The organism is Ancylobacter novellus DSM 506 (genome assembly GCF_000092925.1).
Taxonomy (GTDB): domain Bacteria; phylum Pseudomonadota; class Alphaproteobacteria; order Rhizobiales; family Xanthobacteraceae; genus Ancylobacter; species Ancylobacter novellus.
This window is the reverse complement of the sequence record NC_014217.1, coordinates 1304591-1320427: the sequence shown is the minus strand read 5'-3', so window position 1 is coordinate 1320427 and position 15837 is coordinate 1304591. Positions and strand designations below refer to the sequence as shown.

Annotated in this window: 16 protein-coding genes; 7 read left to right on the top strand and 9 right to left on the bottom strand. The window is 63.7% G+C overall.

What is annotated here, in order from left to right; all coding sequences use genetic code 11:
* Positions 1–2: 2 nt before the first annotated feature.
* Positions 3–1358, top strand: coding sequence for a UbiD family decarboxylase (locus tag SNOV_RS06360; RefSeq protein WP_013166092.1), 1356 nt, complete (start codon positions 3–5; stop codon positions 1356–1358).
* A 169-nt stretch (positions 1359–1527) separates the two neighbouring features.
* Here SNOV_RS06360 and SNOV_RS06355 read toward each other — a convergent pair whose 3' ends face one another.
* From SNOV_RS06355 to SNOV_RS23755, 5 genes are all read right to left on the bottom strand, one after another.
* Positions 1528–1845 carry a DUF6634 family protein gene (locus tag SNOV_RS06355; RefSeq protein ID WP_013166091.1) on the bottom strand — a complete coding sequence of 106 codons (318 nt, stop codon included), beginning with the start codon at positions 1843–1845 and terminating at the stop codon, positions 1528–1530.
* 156 nt (positions 1846–2001) lie between these two features.
* Complete coding sequence (locus SNOV_RS06350) at positions 2002–2187, bottom strand: hypothetical protein (RefSeq protein WP_013166090.1); 186 nt, start codon at positions 2185–2187, stop codon at positions 2002–2004.
* 174 nt (positions 2188–2361) lie between these two features.
* On the bottom strand, positions 2362–2598 hold the full coding sequence (locus SNOV_RS23380; protein WP_144295956.1) for a hypothetical protein: 237 nt from the start codon (positions 2596–2598) through the stop codon (positions 2362–2364).
* A gap of 239 nt (positions 2599–2837) precedes the next feature.
* Positions 2838–3344 (bottom strand): helix-turn-helix domain-containing protein, encoded by a 507-nt coding sequence (locus tag SNOV_RS23375; protein ID WP_144295955.1) that lies wholly within the window; start codon positions 3342–3344, stop codon positions 2838–2840.
* Positions 3345–4415: 1071 nt separating this feature from the next.
* Positions 4416–4583, bottom strand: a complete 168-nt coding sequence (locus SNOV_RS23755) for a hypothetical protein (RefSeq protein ID WP_187291096.1) — start codon at positions 4581–4583, stop codon at positions 4416–4418.
* Here SNOV_RS23755 and SNOV_RS22545 point away from each other — a divergent pair.
* From SNOV_RS22545 to SNOV_RS23370, 6 genes are all read left to right on the top strand, one after another.
* Positions 4570–5130: a PDDEXK family nuclease gene (locus SNOV_RS22545; RefSeq protein ID WP_049785706.1), complete on the top strand. Its 561-nt coding sequence runs from the start codon at positions 4570–4572 to the stop codon at positions 5128–5130. The two genes, SNOV_RS23755 and SNOV_RS22545, sit on opposite strands and share 14 nt — an antisense overlap.
* 11 nt (positions 5131–5141) lie before the next feature.
* A complete protein-coding gene (locus SNOV_RS06340) occupies positions 5142–7307 on the top strand; it encodes a Mu transposase C-terminal domain-containing protein (protein ID WP_013166087.1) in 2166 nt (721 codons plus the stop codon).
* Between the two features lie 2 nt (positions 7308–7309).
* The gene (locus SNOV_RS06335) at positions 7310–8419 is read left to right on the top strand and encodes a TniB family NTP-binding protein (RefSeq protein ID WP_013166086.1); all 1110 of its coding nucleotides are present in this window, start codon (positions 7310–7312) and stop codon (positions 8417–8419) included.
* Complete coding sequence (locus tag SNOV_RS06330) at positions 8416–9192, top strand: TniQ family protein (protein ID WP_041782042.1); 777 nt, start codon at positions 8416–8418, stop codon at positions 9190–9192. The genes SNOV_RS06335 and SNOV_RS06330 overlap by 4 nt, the downstream gene beginning before the upstream one ends.
* Positions 9186–10277, top strand: a complete 1092-nt coding sequence (locus SNOV_RS06325; protein WP_041782041.1) for a hypothetical protein — start codon at positions 9186–9188, stop codon at positions 10275–10277. Before SNOV_RS06330 ends, SNOV_RS06325 begins: the two co-directional genes overlap by 7 nt.
* Positions 10278–10584: 307 nt before the next feature.
* The gene (locus tag SNOV_RS23370; protein WP_144295954.1) at positions 10585–10887 is read left to right on the top strand and encodes a hypothetical protein; all 303 of its coding nucleotides are present in this window, start codon (positions 10585–10587) and stop codon (positions 10885–10887) included.
* A gap of 192 nt (positions 10888–11079) precedes the next feature.
* Here the strand turns inward: SNOV_RS23370 and SNOV_RS06320 are convergent, their stop codons facing one another.
* The 4 genes from SNOV_RS06320 to SNOV_RS06305 form a co-directional block, all read right to left on the bottom strand.
* Entirely contained in the window at positions 11080–13920 is a 2841-nt protein-coding gene (locus tag SNOV_RS06320; RefSeq protein WP_013166084.1) for a cation-translocating P-type ATPase, read from the bottom strand.
* An 86-nt stretch (positions 13921–14006) separates the two neighbouring features.
* Positions 14007–14336, bottom strand: coding sequence for a P-II family nitrogen regulator (locus tag SNOV_RS06315; RefSeq protein WP_041782039.1), 330 nt, complete (start codon positions 14334–14336; stop codon positions 14007–14009).
* A 41-nt stretch (positions 14337–14377) separates the two neighbouring features.
* A complete protein-coding gene (locus tag SNOV_RS06310) occupies positions 14378–15103 on the bottom strand; it encodes a DUF1538 domain-containing protein (RefSeq protein ID WP_013166082.1) in 726 nt (241 codons plus the stop codon).
* Entirely contained in the window at positions 15097–15792 is a 696-nt protein-coding gene (locus tag SNOV_RS06305; RefSeq protein ID WP_013166081.1) for a DUF1538 domain-containing protein, read from the bottom strand. Before SNOV_RS06305 ends, SNOV_RS06310 begins: the two co-directional genes overlap by 7 nt.
* Positions 15793–15837 lie beyond the last annotated feature (45 nt).

Genomic DNA, 15837 nt, shown 5'->3' with positions numbered 1-15837 from the left:
ACATGCCTTACAAGGACCTGCGAGCTTTCCTCTCGACGTTACGGCAGGCCGGCGAACTCGTCGACATTACCCGGCCCATCGCCCTGCAGTATGACGTCGCCAAGGCCCTCGCCAAGACCAGCGCGCTCGACGGTCCGGCGCTGATGTTCAAGGAAAATGGCACCCAATTCCCATTGGTGGGCGGTCTATACGGCAATCGGCGGCGCGCCCTCATCGCGTTCGAGGCGACGGACGAGACCATTCACGAACGCGTGACCAAAGCTATCGACAATCCCATTGGCCCGGTCGACTTCGACGGGCCCGCGCCGTGCCAGGAGGTCGTCCTGACTGGCGAGGACATCGACCTCAGCAAACTTCCTGTGCCGACTTACAGTCCGAAGGATGGCGGCCCGTACATCACCGCCGGCATTGTCGTTTCCGAGGACCCGGACACCGGCGTGCCTGACATCGGCAATTACCGGTTCCAGCTGCACGATTCGAAGGTGCTCGGCGTGTGGGCCGCGCCGAGCCACCGATTCGGCAAGAATATGGCGAAGGCTATCGCGCGCAAGGTTCCTCTGCACGGCGCCATCGTCATCGGCGTCGACCCGATGACCGCCTTCTCCTGCCAGGTGCAATCAGGCGACACCACCAATGACTGGTTCGTCGCCGGCGGATTGCGCGGCGCGCCGGTCGAACTGGCCAAGGCAGTGACCAGCGACCTGAAAGTACCCGCCCATGCGGAGTTCATCATCGAGTTCGTGGTCGATTCTGACGACCAGCGCGACGAGGGCCCGCTCGGCGAATATACCGGCTATTACACGCCGGTCTCGCCGAAGCCGACGGCGAAGGTCACGGCGATCACCCATCGCAGGGACGCCATCTTCCAGGGCCTGCTCACCGGCAAGCCGATTACCGAGAACCATGTCCTCAAGCAGATTCCGTTCGAGGCGTCCGTGCTGCGCCAGTTGAAGGCGCAATTTCCCACCATTGCCGATGTTTCGATCACCAGCTCGGGCGGTGTTCAGGTCTATTTCGTCATCGCCATGACGCCGCGCTACGAGGGCGAGGCGCGGCAGGCGATCCTGGCGGCCATGGCCCTGAACATTCATCCGAAGTGGGTGGTGGTGGTCGATCCCGACATCGACATCCGTAGATCGTCCGAAGTCGAGTGGGCGATGTCGTTTCGGGTGAAGCCGCGCGAGGACGTGTTCGTGGTCGACCGCACGGCGGCAGCACCGCTCGATCCCTCCACCGATGGCGGCTATTCTTCCACGGTTGGCATCGACGCGACGCGCCCCTTCGGGGTCGAGTTTCCCGAGGTCTCGGAAGTGCCGGACTGGAAGATCTTCGACCTGCCGGAAATCACTCCGCAGTGAATAGCGCGTTCCGGCATCCTCTTGGTTAGTTTGGCGGCCCGTGTTCCGGAAATCACTCCCATGAATGCTCCTGCGATCAACGCTGTTCCAGCGGGCCCTGGAAGTTCGTCGTTGTAGCCACGCAGCGGGTCGAGCAGGCTGCTCGTTGGCCTTTCAGGAGCCAAGCCGGTCAGTGGTAGAGCTTGGAAAGGGGCACCTTGGGCGGTGGCAGTGCGGACTTGCCGAGGCGATACCAGCGACTGAGAGTGCGCGCGATCGTCCGGTCCTCGCTGATCCACAGAACAGGACTGGTCGTGATCCACTGATCGCCCAGATGCGGATGGCCCACCGACTCCCCGATCAGCACCGGCATCTCGCCGTCAATCGCCACCATCCAATTTTCCAGACCGACGGCGCCGATGAGATCGGTCTCCGAAGGCCGCCATCCTTTCGCCAGACGACGCAGGTCGGCGGTCGCAGAAGCGACTCTTTCAGCCAAGCTGGGCATCGCTCATTCTCCTGTCACGTGCATGGGAGGAATGCCATTCCCGTCAGACGGAAGGCGCGCCAGCGCCGCGCCGGTAGTGCGGCGCCGCCGAGAACTGGGCTTATCTTCGCTCGCGTTCGCAGAGCGGCGCCGAGCGCCGACCGGCCGAGATGTCGGTCACGGGATTCGGGCGCCCGCGCCGAGTTCGGCTTTCGCTCGCTCAAACGCGATCCGTCTTCGGATTATGTCCGCCAGCGCTCGGATAACTGTCTCGGGCTCGGCACCCAGCATCACCGCGAGCTCGCCCGCGGCGCCGAGCAGCCTCTCGACTTCCGGTCCGGCGTCTGCCTGTTCGTCCAGCATGGACCTCCATCGAGGAGAATCAGGGCACGCTCGGCACTTGCGTGGGCGGCGCGCGCATTTTCGCGGCACGGCGCATGTGCACGTGAGAAATACCCACGGTCCCGGGCTATGCGCGTGCGTCGAGAGCAGAGCCCATGCGCCCTGCCCTCCCTAACCTACAATCGGGGATGATGATCAGAGCTGGTTTGCCAATCTCAGCAGTGTCTCAGGCTCGCACGTCAGTTCATCGAAGTCGGCGTCGATGACGTCGACGATTTCGTCATCGATACGAACTGGAACCCTGCTTCGCTCTCTCGCCCTCTGGCGTTGACGCTTTGCCAGATTTCTTTGGCGGCGGCCGGTATGTCCGCGTTCAGCGCTGCTGGCGGCCAATAAATCATGCGTAACGTGAAGACGTCGGTCCGTGATCATGCGGCTCTCCAACGGTTCATTGACGCCAGGTCAGCCAATCAGATGGCCGCCAAAGCCCTTGAATGATGGAAACGAAACGCACTTCCGGTGAACGGATGGATGGGGCGCTCGGCTGGATTGCTTCCAGCGAACCTGACCGCATCGCCGAGGCAAATGAGACGCCTCCAACCTATGAACTAATTATACCATTGATATAAATCTTGTCCGCAGATTCCGTTAACTATGGTTAACGCCCGACGTCACCTGGTCCGCCGCTTGGCCGATCGCGAACTGAGGCTCTCTTCCTCGTTCGAACGATATACGACGACTCCGAGGACGTCTTCTCCGAACACGAACTGTGCGCCCCCGGCTTCGAGTGCACGCCGAATACGGCCGATTATCTCATCGCTTGGCTCGAGAAAGCCGTTTTCGAAATCATTGATCGTCTTCTTCGACACGGCAGCCTGATGCCAGAGCCACGCCTGGGAAACGTTGAGGAGGGTCCGCGCGGCCTGGCAAAGAAACCCCGGAATTGGCATTCCCGGCCGCAGAGGCATGAAGCTTGCCGAGGTCAATGGAAGCGGAGAGGCATTATTCAGGTGAAATATTTTTATAGCACTGGTATAATGCCAGCGTCGCTTCTGCCCGGACTGATGTTCCAACGGGCTCGAGTGAGGATCACCTTTCGAGTGGGGTGTTTTAGTCGAAATCGCTCGCCTCATCGGATCGTCGTCGCTTTCAATCAAAGCACCGGCGCGAACTACCAAGCATATCAACGCTCGAACGTCGACACGCGGCGCGGGGTCGAATCCCTAAGGCCTGCGTGATGATACATCAGCGAAGCCTTATTGCGGTCGGGCAAAGGATTTGAACCCTTCCCGGCAGCAGATCACGGAGCGCACTCACGACTGATCCTGCTTGTCGACCTGTGAATCCTGCCTCGTCGATCCCCGAGATCAGGTAGGCCGCGGAAGGCTGGTGAAGATACTGGAACTCGTGCGCCTTTCCTCGGCCACCAGCACCGCGTCTGGGCGCTCCTGTGGTCGCTCGCAGCCTCAGGCTGACTTTGGGCTCGTATCGTCAGCACCCGGGAGCGTCGGCCGTATAGAGATCGCACGTCCACAGCTTGTGCCGAAACAACCGAGGCATCCGTAAATGGGAGCCGGAGAATTTTCAGTGTATTCGCGTTTCGGATCTTGCATTGGCTTTCGGCTCCGGGTATGAGGGCCGCCGCTCTTCAAGAGGTAACCATGCGCCCCCACGACATCATAACGATACGCGACCGGCGGCACGTCCGCGGTCGGATCGATGTCTGGGCAGTGCGCACTGCCTGAGAGCGACCCGATCCGCAACGTCCCGCCGTCCAGGCCCCGGTTTCGAGCCGTGGCCCGTGCGGGAATGCGAAGCTGATCACTTCCCTCCCGGACTGACTTCGAACCCCGCGGGCGACCGCGGGCTCGTCTAGAGGATGCCGTGCCCGCCGGTGCCGATCGGCAGATCGAAACCGGGCGGTCCGACCATCCTCCGTCGTCTGCAACCAGCGCCAAGCGCTCACCAGGAGGAGTGGTCAATGTTCGACGTCATCGATTTCCGCCGCGCCCTCCCCAGCGTTCATCTCTCCATAGCGCGCTCGATACGCATCGCGGGCTGAGTCCCGTTCTGCTTCGACCGCCGAAACCTCCGCGCTGCTTAAGCCGCGGAACGAGGAGACATGGCATGACTATTGGGAAGATCTCGATTTACTACCCGTCGCCGCGTCGGCAGAGGCCCAGGCCCGCAACCACTTCGTGCGTCGCTCCGCCTGCCACTGCGGCTGGCGTCAACGCGGATGCTGCGGGTCATCCCAGCCGCAGCGAGGACGCGACGCAGCGGCCCCGTACCGAGAAGATCTGGATCGCGCCGTCGGCTTCGGTGGCGAGCCGCAGGCCCGCGAAGAGGTCCCGCGGCGCATTCCGGGGGGCGATGGTGAATCCCAGGACCAGGCGGGAGATCGTGTTCGAGAGCACCCTCGAGCGCGATCTGGCCTACATCCTGACCACCACGCCGTCGGTTGTCGATGTGCGCGATCAGGTCGGCCCTGTCGAGTACGTCGACACGGACGGCGTCGTTCGGCAGCACACGCTCGATTTCGTCGCTGACCTCGAAGACGGGACCAGGACGGCATTCGCCGTGAAGCCCGCTCGGCGCGTTGGCCCGAGTGGCATCGGGCGGACGCTGGAGTTGATCCGGGATCAGCGGCCCGGCGTCGCGGACAGGTTCGTGGTGCGTACCGGCGATCACATCACCCGGGATCGCGCCGTTAACGCCAGGTTGCTGCACCGCGCCCTGCGGGGCCGCGACGAGGCCCACATCGCCGACGTCAAGGCGGTTGCGTCGACGCTCCGCGGATGCGTGGCCATCCGCGAAATCCTCGCCGCCTCTCGGGATCCCGGTCAGGGGTTCATGGCGGTCGCCTGCCTGATCGCCGACGGCGTGCTCGAGCATGTGGGACCCGGCCGCCTTTCCATTGACAGCTTCGTGCGCCCGCGCCGCACGACCGGCACCAACCATTGAAGGAGATTGTCATGACGAATGCCATCCAGACTATCCATGTCGAGCCTGCCGCCTACCCGACTCCGCGCTGGAGGCTCGAAGCCCACGACAAGGTCACCGTGGACCGGGAGATCGACTATGTGCCGGTCTCGGATGATGAATCCGGCCACGTACTGCGTCGCGTCGACAATCCCAATCTCTGTGAGCGCTTCAGCCACGACGAGTTCGAGACCCTGCGGCGCGAGGGGCGCGTCAGCATCAGCCGGGGCTTCTATCTGGCGACGAAGGCGAAGCTGCAGTCGCCCGGGGACGTTTCCCGGATCACTGACCTGAGCAATGACCAGCAGATCAAGGTCCTCTGGCAGAAGTCGATCTGCGACGGTTTCCTGCGTATGGAATCCGAGGGCGCCGCAAATCGTTCCGACAGCTCCATGGCAATGGCAATCGCCAACATCATGGCCAAGCTCCTCGCCACTCAGTTCGCTAACGGACGCTGCGGCAGTGCGGACGTCGCGGTAAAGCGTCCTCCGAGCCCGAGGACGCTGCGCAGGTGGCTCCGCCGTTATGAGGCGTGCGGCTACAACGCAATGGCCCTCGTCGACGCGTACCACCGCTGCGGTGACCGCCACACCACGCGCCTCGGCGCCGATGAGAAGGCGTTGATGCAGGAATTCGCCGAGAAGTATGCGAGCAGTCGCAGGCCCACCAAGGCAAGCCTGCTCAGGGATCTGCACGGCGAAATCGAAAAGCGTAATGCAGACCGGAAGAAGGGTGGTCAGCGCCGTCTCGTTAAGCCGAGCCGCAAGGCCTTCGAGCACGTCATCGACGCCCTCGACCCGTTCCATGTCGAAGCGGGTCGGACCTCGCCTGAAGCCGCTCGCAAGAAGTTCTACATCGTCCGCGGTGGGTTGGATGTCATCCGGCCCTTCGAGCGCCTCGAGTTCGATGAGAGCAAGATCCCGCTCCAGGCGATCCTGATGGATGCGGGCCTCTGGGCCCAGCTGTCGCCGGAAGAACGGGCTGAGATCGGACGGGCCCGCTACTGGCTCTCCGTCGCGGTCGACGCCGCCACTCGTTGTTGCGTTGCGGCCCTTCTCGTTGAGAAGCTGTCGGCCTCGACGGCCGTCGCCACGCTCGAAATGGCGGTGAATGACAAGTCGGCTTACGCCGCCGCGGCCGGATGCTCCACGCCCTGGGACATGTGCGGAACGCTCGAAACGGCGGCGCAGGACTCCGGCTCCCAGTTCCTTAGCCACGAGTACTGGGCGGCGAATACGGACCTCGGCTCGGAGGTGATCTTCCCGCCCGCGGGCATGCCGCAGATGCGGGCCCGGAACGAACGGTTCTTCCGCTCGATGAACAAGGGCCTGTTCTCGCGGATCGACGGACAGACGTTCGAGAATGTGGTGATCAAGGGCGACTATGATTCTGAGGCACGCGCCGTTCTCGATGTCGCGGAGATCGGCCGGATGATCGTCCGCTGGATCGTCGACGTGTACCATAATACGCCGCATGCTGGCCTTGGAGGGGAGACGCCTCGCAATGCCTGGCTGCGTCTGTCCAAGACGTATCGCGTGATGCCGCCGCCGGACGTCGACGTGAGCCGTCACATTTTCGGCGTCACCATCGAGCGGAAGATCGGGAACGAGGGCGTCCGCGTTCTCGGCCTGCGCTATCAGAGTCTCGAACTTCAGCGCCTGCGTAGGGACGCCCGGCTGAAGCCCGTTCTCGTCCGCATCAATCCCGCCGATCTGGGCTACGTTTCGGTCCGCACGAACGAAGGTTGGCTGACGGTCCCCTGCCAGCGCCCCGGCTTCGACGGCGTCTCCGTGACGCGCTGGCTCGAAGCGGAGCGCAGCTTGCGTCGCACGAACGCGAACATGGCCAAGCTGTCCGAACCGATCGTCTTCCAGGCGCTGCAGGACATCCAGGAGATGTCCGATGCTGCAACGAAGCGGGCGGGCATCGCGTCTCCGCTCCTGGCGTCGGCCGACATCGACGCTTTCGAGCGCAGCCACTTCCACAGTTTCGAGTTCGCGCGCGGTCCCGAAGGCGGCCCTGTCGTTCTCGACGAGCACACGCTGGGTGACAAGGTCACCGACACGGCGGATGTGCACGCCTTCGAGGAAATCGGAGGAAGCGCGACGGGTGCCCCGGCGAACGACGTCGGTGATGACGATTTCTTCGTGGAGGACTGATCATGGACACGACTGTTCCTGATCTCGTCACCCACGAGGATGCCATTGCCCGCATGCGTCGTCTTCAGTCGGAGCGGCGCGCCCGCGGCGGCGACGTCATGGCGAGTGTCCTCTCCGCTTATTTCGGGACGTCGAGCGACCGGCTGCTCGAGGCAGAGCTCGACAATCTCGTCGACGCCTTCCTTCTTTCCGAGGACGCCGGCAACAGCGATGCTGCCCGTCGCGTCGGGCGGCTCCGGGAAGGCCGGGCGCTTACGATTGTCGGGGAATCCGGCACCGGAAAGTCGAGAACGTTGGACCGTCACTTCCTCAAGCGTGAGGAGTTCGCGGGATATGGCGCCCCGAACAGCGACTGCATGCTGATCTCGGTTACGGCCCCCTCGCCCTGCACGCTCCGTCTCCTGGGCATGAGCGTGCTGGCGGCACTCGGCTATGAAACGACCCGGGAGCTGAAGGAGAATGTGGTCTGGGACCTCGTCCATCATCAGCTCGAGCTTCGGGGCGTTCGCTTCCTGCACATCGACGAACTTCAGCATGTTCTCCAATCCCGGAACCAGCTCGAAATTGCGAAGGTGCAGGACACCCTCAAGGGGTTGATGCAGCATCGGCAGTGGCCTGTCTGGCTGATCCTGTCGGGTCTTCCTGCCGTTGCGACCATGCTTTCCGGTGACGAACAGATCTGGCGCCGCACCCGTCACGTGACTTTCGAAGATCTCACCCTCGAGCGGGATGTGTCGCTGGTACGCCGCCTCGTCGCGTTCTACGGCGCCGAGAAGGCAAGTCTCTCGATCGGGTCATTGGCCGATGACGAATTCGTCGCGCGTCTGCTCCACGCTGCCATGTATCGGTTGGGCGTCGTTATCGAGCTTGTGCAGGATGCGATCCGGCATGCTGTGCTGCTCGGCTCGAGCGCACTTGAGGTCGAGCATTTCGCGGCCGCCTTCGCCGCACGCACCGGCTGCGTTCCCGATCGCAACATTTTCACCGCGTCCACCCTGGACTGGCACCTGATCGATCCCCGCGAGGGCCTTCAGCGCAAGGATCCGGCCGACAGCACGGTGAAGGACAAAAAGAAGAAGCCCCGGGCTCCGCGCGATACGAGGAACAAATGACCCAGCTTCCCATCCAGATGACCGTCGCGCTGGCTAACGACGAGACGCCCGCGAGCCTCTGCTCGCGCAACGCTCTGCTCGTCGGCCGCACCGCCCGCGACTTCTGCCGGGACGCTGGGTTCACGTTCCAGAATGTCGTCGACGGCACTCCGTCCGCACTCGAGGCCTTGGCCGACCGTTGCCGGGCGAACGTCGATCTCCTGGCAGCGACCGCGGCGGTAAAAGTCGCCGAGCGCCGCTACATGATCGGTGAGCAGATCCTGGTGCGGGAAAGCCTGAGCCGCAAGACGCTGCGGGTCTGCCCGCGCTGCCTTTCGCAGGATATCGAGTCCGGCCGGGGACCGGAGCGAACCCGCCCCTACGGTCGCCTGCTCTGGCAGATCGAGCCGATCCGTACTTGCCGCGAGCACGGTATCGCACTGGTTGCAGTCTCGAACGACGACCATCCTCATCGCGTCCACGACTTCGCCATGCTGGTTCAGTCGAGTCTGTCGGATATCCATCGTCTGGCCAGCGAAGCGCCGCGGCGACGTTGGTCTCCCTTGGAGGATCATCTTGCTGGGCGCCTCAAGAACCCGGGATATGGTGAAGCGCTCTGGCTGAGCACCCTGCCCTTTTATGCCGCCGCGAAGGCGTGCGAGATCCTCGGCGCCGTCGCCGCCGCGGTATCAGCTTCGTCGCGGACGCCCTCTCCGATGCGGATTGGCATGAGGCCGGGGCGGTCGGGTATGACATCGCTGCAGCGGGAGAGGCAGGCATCCGGAGCTTGCTGACGCGCCTTCAGGACGGCTTCCAGCAGCGCAAGGGCGACTGGGGCCCCCGGTCGGTCTTTGGCCGCCTCTATGAGTGGCTCGCCCATGAAACCAGCGATCCCGCCTACGATCCGCTCCGGGATATCATCCGGAAGCATGTGATCGAGACCATGCCGGTTGGACCGGGAGACCAGATCTTCGGCCGAGAGGTGACGATCCGGCGCCTCCACTCCGTGCGTTCGGCTTCATTGGAGACGGGTGCCCACCCCAAGCGGCTGCGGAAACTTCTCCACGCAGCTGGCCATATCCCGGCTGAAGTGCTTGCACTCTCCGACGAGCGTATCGTCTTCGACGCCGACGAAGCTCACGGCTTCCTCGATCGCATTACGGAAGCAATGTCGCTCAACGAAGCGCGTGAATATCTGAACATCCCTCGCCCGCAAGAGAGACATCTTTTCGAGGCGGGACATATCCGCCCCTTCGTCATGGGCGGCACCGAGGTCCTCAAGGATCACGCCTTCGCAAAACGCGACCTCGACGCGTTCCTCGACCGGCTGCTGATCGATGCTAGCGAATTGGCTCCCGGTGACGACGGGTTCCTGCCGATTTCCGCTGCCGCGCAGAGGGCGACCTGCTCCGCCATGAAGGTGGTCGAGCTCTTGCTGCGCCGACGGCTGACGCGGGTTCGGTACCGTCCCGACGTCGCCGGCTATCTCTCGGTGATGGTGGATCCCGACGAGGTCAAGGACCTGCTGTACGAACGGACCGAAGGTACCCTGTCGCTCAGGGAGGTCGAGCAGATGCTGAGGTCTTCGACACGGGTCGTGGCGGCTCTGATTGAACTCGGTCACCTGGGCGCGAGCGTCGTCGTCCACCCCGTGTCCCGCTTGAAGCAGCGAGTGGTTTCAGAACAAGAGCTCGATCGCTTCACGAAGCGGTTCGTGAATCTCCACTCGCTCGCCAAGGAAAGCGGCGTCCACTTCCGGAAGCTCGCGAATATCCTCGATGACAGAGGGATCGAACCCGCATTCGACCCGGAGGCGGTGCACGCGACCTTCTACGAAAGGCTCGTCGTTGCGGATGGTGTTTCCCGGCTCGACGGGTAGCCGAACCTCTCAATCCCCACTCATCTTCAAGCACTGGGACCCTCGGCTTGGGCCGAGGGTTTTTCTTTGGTCCCTGAAGTGTGCCTCAGGCTGCGGCACACTTCAGGGGACGAACCTGCGGCAGACTTCGGCGGGCAATCGGCGGGCAATCGGCGGACGCCGCGGCATTCTCCGAATATTTATATAGCTATTACAGTTACTTATGAGGACATCAGCGGCATCCTTTGGGTACCGCTACACACTCGTCAAACGACGAGTGGGCGTTTTTGTGCAGTTAACTGCAACCGACGATGGAGGTGAATCGAGATTGAACCCAAACAATTCGGCAAAAGAAAACACCACGCTGGTGGCAGCCAGCGTGGTGTCACAGCACATTCACGACCCCTCACGCGGAGCTATGAACATGGCAGATATCATTTATCTGACAGGCAATATGACTCAAGAATCCAAAGAAACGATTAAGCTCGCTTCGAATGATAATGCAAGCGTCGCCTATATCGTTCCGATGTATGTATCGGAAACCGGCGAAATTCTCATTCCTAAATTTGAGAACGATAATTTCATTCTCAAACCCATCGGAATCGATACCCGCGGTCACCGACTCTCTTGACGAAATGGATATAACATCGATGAGCAATTTCATCCACTCTTAGCCCACATAGCTCACAAAAAAGAGCTGCAAAAAAGTGGGGCGTATCAGCCTTCCTTCGGTGACGTGCGCCTCCTCCATTCTTGCCGTTCGGCAGCCGTCGTGACGCGTTGCATGTGCGGAATGAGCGCCCGCCCGCGGCGGAACAGTCTCCTATCGGAGTGGTGAACGATCATACTGGCCGTTCGGAACATCGGCGGGGGCCATCATGATCTTGCTCAATTCGCGGAGCCACAAGACCGAACTTGAGACCGCCGCACAAAACAGCCAGTCTCCGGCGCCAAGGCCGACGGTCGAGAACGCCTGCTGAAGGAGGGGCGTGTAAACCACGAAAGCGTGCAGCAGCAGTGAAAGCACGACCGCGCTCCAGAGCCAGCGATTGGTGAAGAGGCCGTGAAAGGCGCTGCGATCGTCGGAGCGCGCGTTGAAGACGTTGAACAGCTGGAACATCACGAGCGTCGTGAAGGCCATGGTCCGGCCATAGGCGAGAGTGCCCGAGCCTTCGATCAGTCCCCCGGGCAGCGCGGCGTCGAGCACGAACAGCGTGCCGACCGCCATGATCGCGCCGACCAGGAAAATGCCGGCCCACATCTGTCCCGTGATGACGCCCTCGCCGCGCGGGCGGGGCGGCCGGTGCATCCCATCCTCGTCGGCGGGATCGATGCCGAGCGCCAGCGCCGGCGCCCCGTCGGTGACGAGGTTGATCCAGAGGATCTGCGTGGCGAGAAGCGGCAGCGCGATGCCGCTGGCGGCCGTGCTGGCCAATCCGATGACGTCGGCGAGGAGGATGCCGAAGAACATGGTCATGACCTCGCCGATGTTTGACGACAAGAGGTAGCGCAGAAACTTCCTGATGTTGGCGAAGATCGCCCGCCCCTCTTCCACGGCGGCGACGATGGTGGCGAAGTTGTCGTCCGCCAGCACCAAGTCGGCCGCCTCCTTGGAGACGTCGGTGCCGGTGATGCCCATGGCGACACCGATGTCGGCGGCTTTCAGCGCGGGAGCGTCGTTGACGCCATCGCCGGTCATGGCGACCGTCTCTCCCCCGCGCTGCAACGCCTTGACGATCCCCAGCTTGTGCTCGGGATTGACCCTGGCATAGACGCAGACCTCCCGGACGGTCCGGTCGAGCTCGGCCTCGGTCATCGCCGCAAGCTCGGCGCCGGTGACGGCGCGGCCGTCAGAGATGATGCCGAGCTCGGCGGCGATGATCGCCGCGGTCACCGGATGATCGCCAGTGATCATGATGCAGCGTATGCCCGCCGACTGCGCCCGCGCGACGGCTTCCCGCGCTTCCTGGCGCGGCGGGTCGATCAGCCCGATCAGGCCGAGAAAGACGAGATCGTGTTCCACATCCTCCGCGAAGGCGCCATGGTCAGCGTGCTCGGCCGGCAGCGAGCGGAAGGCGACGGCGAGCGTCCTCAGCGCCTCATGGGCGAGCGCGTCATTGCTCGCCATGATCTCGGCCCTGCGCGCCTCGGTGAGCGCGACGGCGTCCCGGCCGACAAGCTCACGGGTGCAGCGCGCCAGCAGGATATCAGGCGCCCCCTTGGTCACCGCGATCAGACGCTCGGACTGCTCGGCATCCGTGTGGACCGTGCTCATCAGCTTGCGTTCGGAGGAAAACGGCACTTCGCCAACCCGCGCGAAGCGCGCATCGAGGGCCTCCGGGAACAGACCGGCCTTGCGCGCCGCAACGAGCAGGGCGCCCTCCGTCGGATCCCCCTGGACGGTCCAGTTGCCGTTGCGCTCCTGCAGCACCGCATTATTGGCCCGTTCGGCGGCGGTCAGCGCGCGCATGAGCTCGAGCTGCAACGGTGCGTCGGGCGATGGCGACCCGACGAACTCTATGTCGCCATGCGGCGCATAACCGGTCCCCGACAGATTTGCGCTCCCGCTCGCCGTCACGACCCGGCGCACCGTCATCTCGTTTCGGGTCAGCGTGCCGGTCTTGTCGGAGGCGATGACCGTCGCCGAGCCGAGCGTCTCCACCGCCGCCAGCCGGCGGATGATGGCCTTGTTCTTCGCCATGCGTTGCATGCCGAGCGACAGCACGGCGGTGACCACCGCCGGCAGTCCCTCCGGCACCGCGGCGACGGCCAGCGCGACGCCGAGGATCAGCACGTCGAATATCTCGGCGAAGCCGTGGATATCGCTGACGAGGAAGATCGTGCCGATCATCGCGAGGGCGATGAGAACGACGGTGACCGCCAGCGTCTTCCCGACCCGACCGAGTTCCCGCTGCAGCGGCGTGATCTCGTCCGGCGCCTTTTCCAGCATGCCGGCGATGCGCCCCATGGCGGTCCGCATCCCGGTCGCGGTCACGACGGCGCTGCCATGGCCATAAACCGCCGCGGTTCCGCTAAAGACCATGTTGTGCTGGTCGCCGAGCTCGGGCGTGCCGGAGAGGACGGCGATGTCCTTCGAAACCGGGAGGCTCTCGCCGGTGAGCGCGGCTTCCACCGTCTGCAGGGAGGTCGATTCGATCAGCCGCGCATCGGCGGGGATGGTATTGCCCTCCGCAATCAGGACGATGTCGCCGGGCACGAGCTCGGCCGCCGGGATGCTTCGCCTATCGCCGTCGCGGATGACGGTCGAATGTGTGGCCGACATTTGCCGCAGCGCCGCCGCAGCTTGCTCCGCCCGGGCTTCCTGAATGTAGCCCATCAGGGCGTTGAGGATCACGATGGCGAAGATCGCCAGGGCCTCATAGGGGAGCGCCGTGTCTCGCTCCTGCAGCCAGATCGCGGCGGAAACCATCGCCGCGACGAGCAGCAGGAGCACCAGCACGTCGGTGAACTGGTCGAGGAACTTCAGCCATTGCGGACGCGGCGGCACCGCATCGAGCTCGTTGCGGCCATAATGCGCCAGGCGCCACGCCGCCTCCGTCCGGCTGAGGCCGGACTGGCGCCGCGTCTCCAGGATGGCGATGATCTCGTCGGCGCTCTGCCGGTAGGGCTCATCGACGAGCGGGGCGGGGGACGTCGCGGACATGCTGCGACGATACCCATCCGCGACCGATTGCATAGCTGGGTTCTACCGATGCGGCGATCGATTCCCGGTCGGCCGCGCGGCTTGGATCACGAGGGGCGTTCCTCGACCAGATGCACGATGCCGGCCACTTTATCGACCGGGACGACGAAGGCGAGGCCGTTACCGGGCATAGTCAGTTCCGCGGCACGCACGATCTCCTCAAGCATCACCTCCTTCAGATCCGCCGGCACGACGGTCAGGACGATTTCCTTTTCCGGCTCGATCTGGATACCGAAGACGTGCTGCTGCTCGTTGCGCCCGACGCCGCGCCCGAACAGGACCGTGCCGCCATGGGCGCCCGCGTCCATCGTGGCCTTCAGGACGGTGTCGCCCCAGCCTTTGCGCACGATGGTGACGATCAGGCACGGGCTCTGCATCGGGGCTGGTTGCGTCGAGGCTGGTTGCATTGGAGTCACTCCTAGGTGCGGGTCTTCAGCCGGACGAAGAGCCCGAGCACCATGACGGATATGATCGGCGCCAGGGCGATCAGCGCGACGAAGCCGAAGCCGTGGACGATGGGATCCTGATCCCCCATCGACGCAGAGGCGCCAAGTGCCAGAGCCAGGAGGAAGCTATTGGCCAGCGGCCCGGTCGCGACGCCGCCGGCATCCACGGCAATCGCGACGAAATCCCTGTCGCTGAGCCACATCAGGCCGATGGCCAGCAGATAGCCCGGCACGAGCAGGTATAATAGCGGAATCCCGTAGGCAATTCTGAACATGCCCAGACCGACCCAGAGAGCGACGCCGACGCAGATCGCCCACAGTACAAGCGATCCGGGAATGGAGCCGCTCGAGGCCTGCTCCACCTGATCGGCGAGAATGCGCACCGCGGGCTCTCCCCATGCCGTGAACAGCCCGAGCAGAAGCCCGCCGAGCACGAACAGCCAGGTTCGGTCCAATGCGCCGAGAGCCGCACCCACGGCCCTGCCGAAGGGCAGGAAACCGATGCCGATGCCAAGCAAAAACAGGAAAAGCCCCCCTGCCGCGATCGCTGTTCCCTTGAGGATATCGGCGACCTCCCGTTGCGGCAATTTCAGCAGGAAGACCTGAACGAGCAAGAAGAGCAGGACGAGCGGCACGATGGCGATCGTCACGCTCAGGGCGGTAGCCTTGATCTCCGCGGCCCATGCTCCGGTCACCATAGCCACATCCCGACCAGCAGCACGGCGATGATCGGACCGACGGAGGCGAATCCGAGAAGCCCGAAACCGTCGGACACCGCAGAGCGTCCCGCCAGCACCGAGCTCAACCCGATGGCGAGAGCAATCACGACGGGCCCGGAGAGGACCCCCGTCGTCACGCTGCCGGCATCGAACGCCAATGGCACGACCTCCCCCGGAGCGAGGAGCGACAGGGCGACGACCAGGCCATAGGCGACGGTCAGCATAAGCCGCAGGGACCACCCCAGAATGATGCGGCCCATAGCCATGGCGGCGAAGCCCGCGACCCCGACCGCAATGAGGTAGAGGATCGCCGAGCCGGCGATCGCGCGCCCAGAAACCGCGTCGACCTGCGAGGCCAGAACCAGCACGTCGGGTTCGGCGACCGTCGTCGCGAAACCGAGGGCGAAGCTCACGGCGACGATCAGCATGATCGACCCCTTCTTCGGCAGTTCGGCGCCGATGAAGCGTCCCATCGGCAGGACGCCGAGGTCGACGCCGACAAAAAGCAGCAGCATGCCGAAGACGGCGAGGATCGAGCCGGCGAGAAACTGGAGGAACAGGTCGAGCGGGGCGTGGACGATCGTGACCTGCAGCATGCTGACGAGCCCGACGAGCGGCGCGACGGCCTTGAGCACGTCGATGAGCTTGTCTTTCAGCACGGTCACCATGATCGATCAGACAATAGCATGGATCGGAAGCCTTGCCGCGTCATG

Bases quoted from the DNA above. Each gene is read 5' to 3' on its own strand.
- SNOV_RS06360 (WP_013166092.1), top strand. From the start codon at position 3: ATGCCTTACAAGGACCTGCGAGCTTTCCTCTCGACGTTACGGCAGGCC.
- SNOV_RS06355 (WP_013166091.1), bottom strand. From the start codon at position 1,845: ATGCCCAGCTTGGCTGAAAGAGTCGCTTCTGCGACCGCCGACCTGCGT.
- SNOV_RS06350 (WP_013166090.1), bottom strand. From the start codon at position 2,187: ATGCTGGACGAACAGGCAGACGCCGGACCGGAAGTCGAGAGGCTGCTC.
- SNOV_RS23380 (WP_144295956.1), bottom strand. From the start codon at position 2,598: ATGATCACGGACCGACGTCTTCACGTTACGCATGATTTATTGGCCGCC.
- SNOV_RS06340 (WP_013166087.1), top strand. From the start codon at position 5,142: ATGACGAATGCCATCCAGACTATCCATGTCGAGCCTGCCGCCTACCCG.
- SNOV_RS06335 (WP_013166086.1), top strand. From the start codon at position 7,310: ATGGACACGACTGTTCCTGATCTCGTCACCCACGAGGATGCCATTGCC.
- SNOV_RS06330 (WP_041782042.1), top strand. From the start codon at position 8,416: ATGACCCAGCTTCCCATCCAGATGACCGTCGCGCTGGCTAACGACGAG.
- SNOV_RS06320 (WP_013166084.1), bottom strand. From the start codon at position 13,920: ATGTCCGCGACGTCCCCCGCCCCGCTCGTCGATGAGCCCTACCGGCAG.
- SNOV_RS06315 (WP_041782039.1), bottom strand. From the start codon at position 14,336: ATGCAGAGCCCGTGCCTGATCGTCACCATCGTGCGCAAAGGCTGGGGC.
- SNOV_RS06310 (WP_013166082.1), bottom strand. From the start codon at position 15,103: ATGGTGACCGGAGCATGGGCCGCGGAGATCAAGGCTACCGCCCTGAGC.
- SNOV_RS06305 (WP_013166081.1), bottom strand. From the start codon at position 15,792: ATGGTGACCGTGCTGAAAGACAAGCTCATCGACGTGCTCAAGGCCGTC.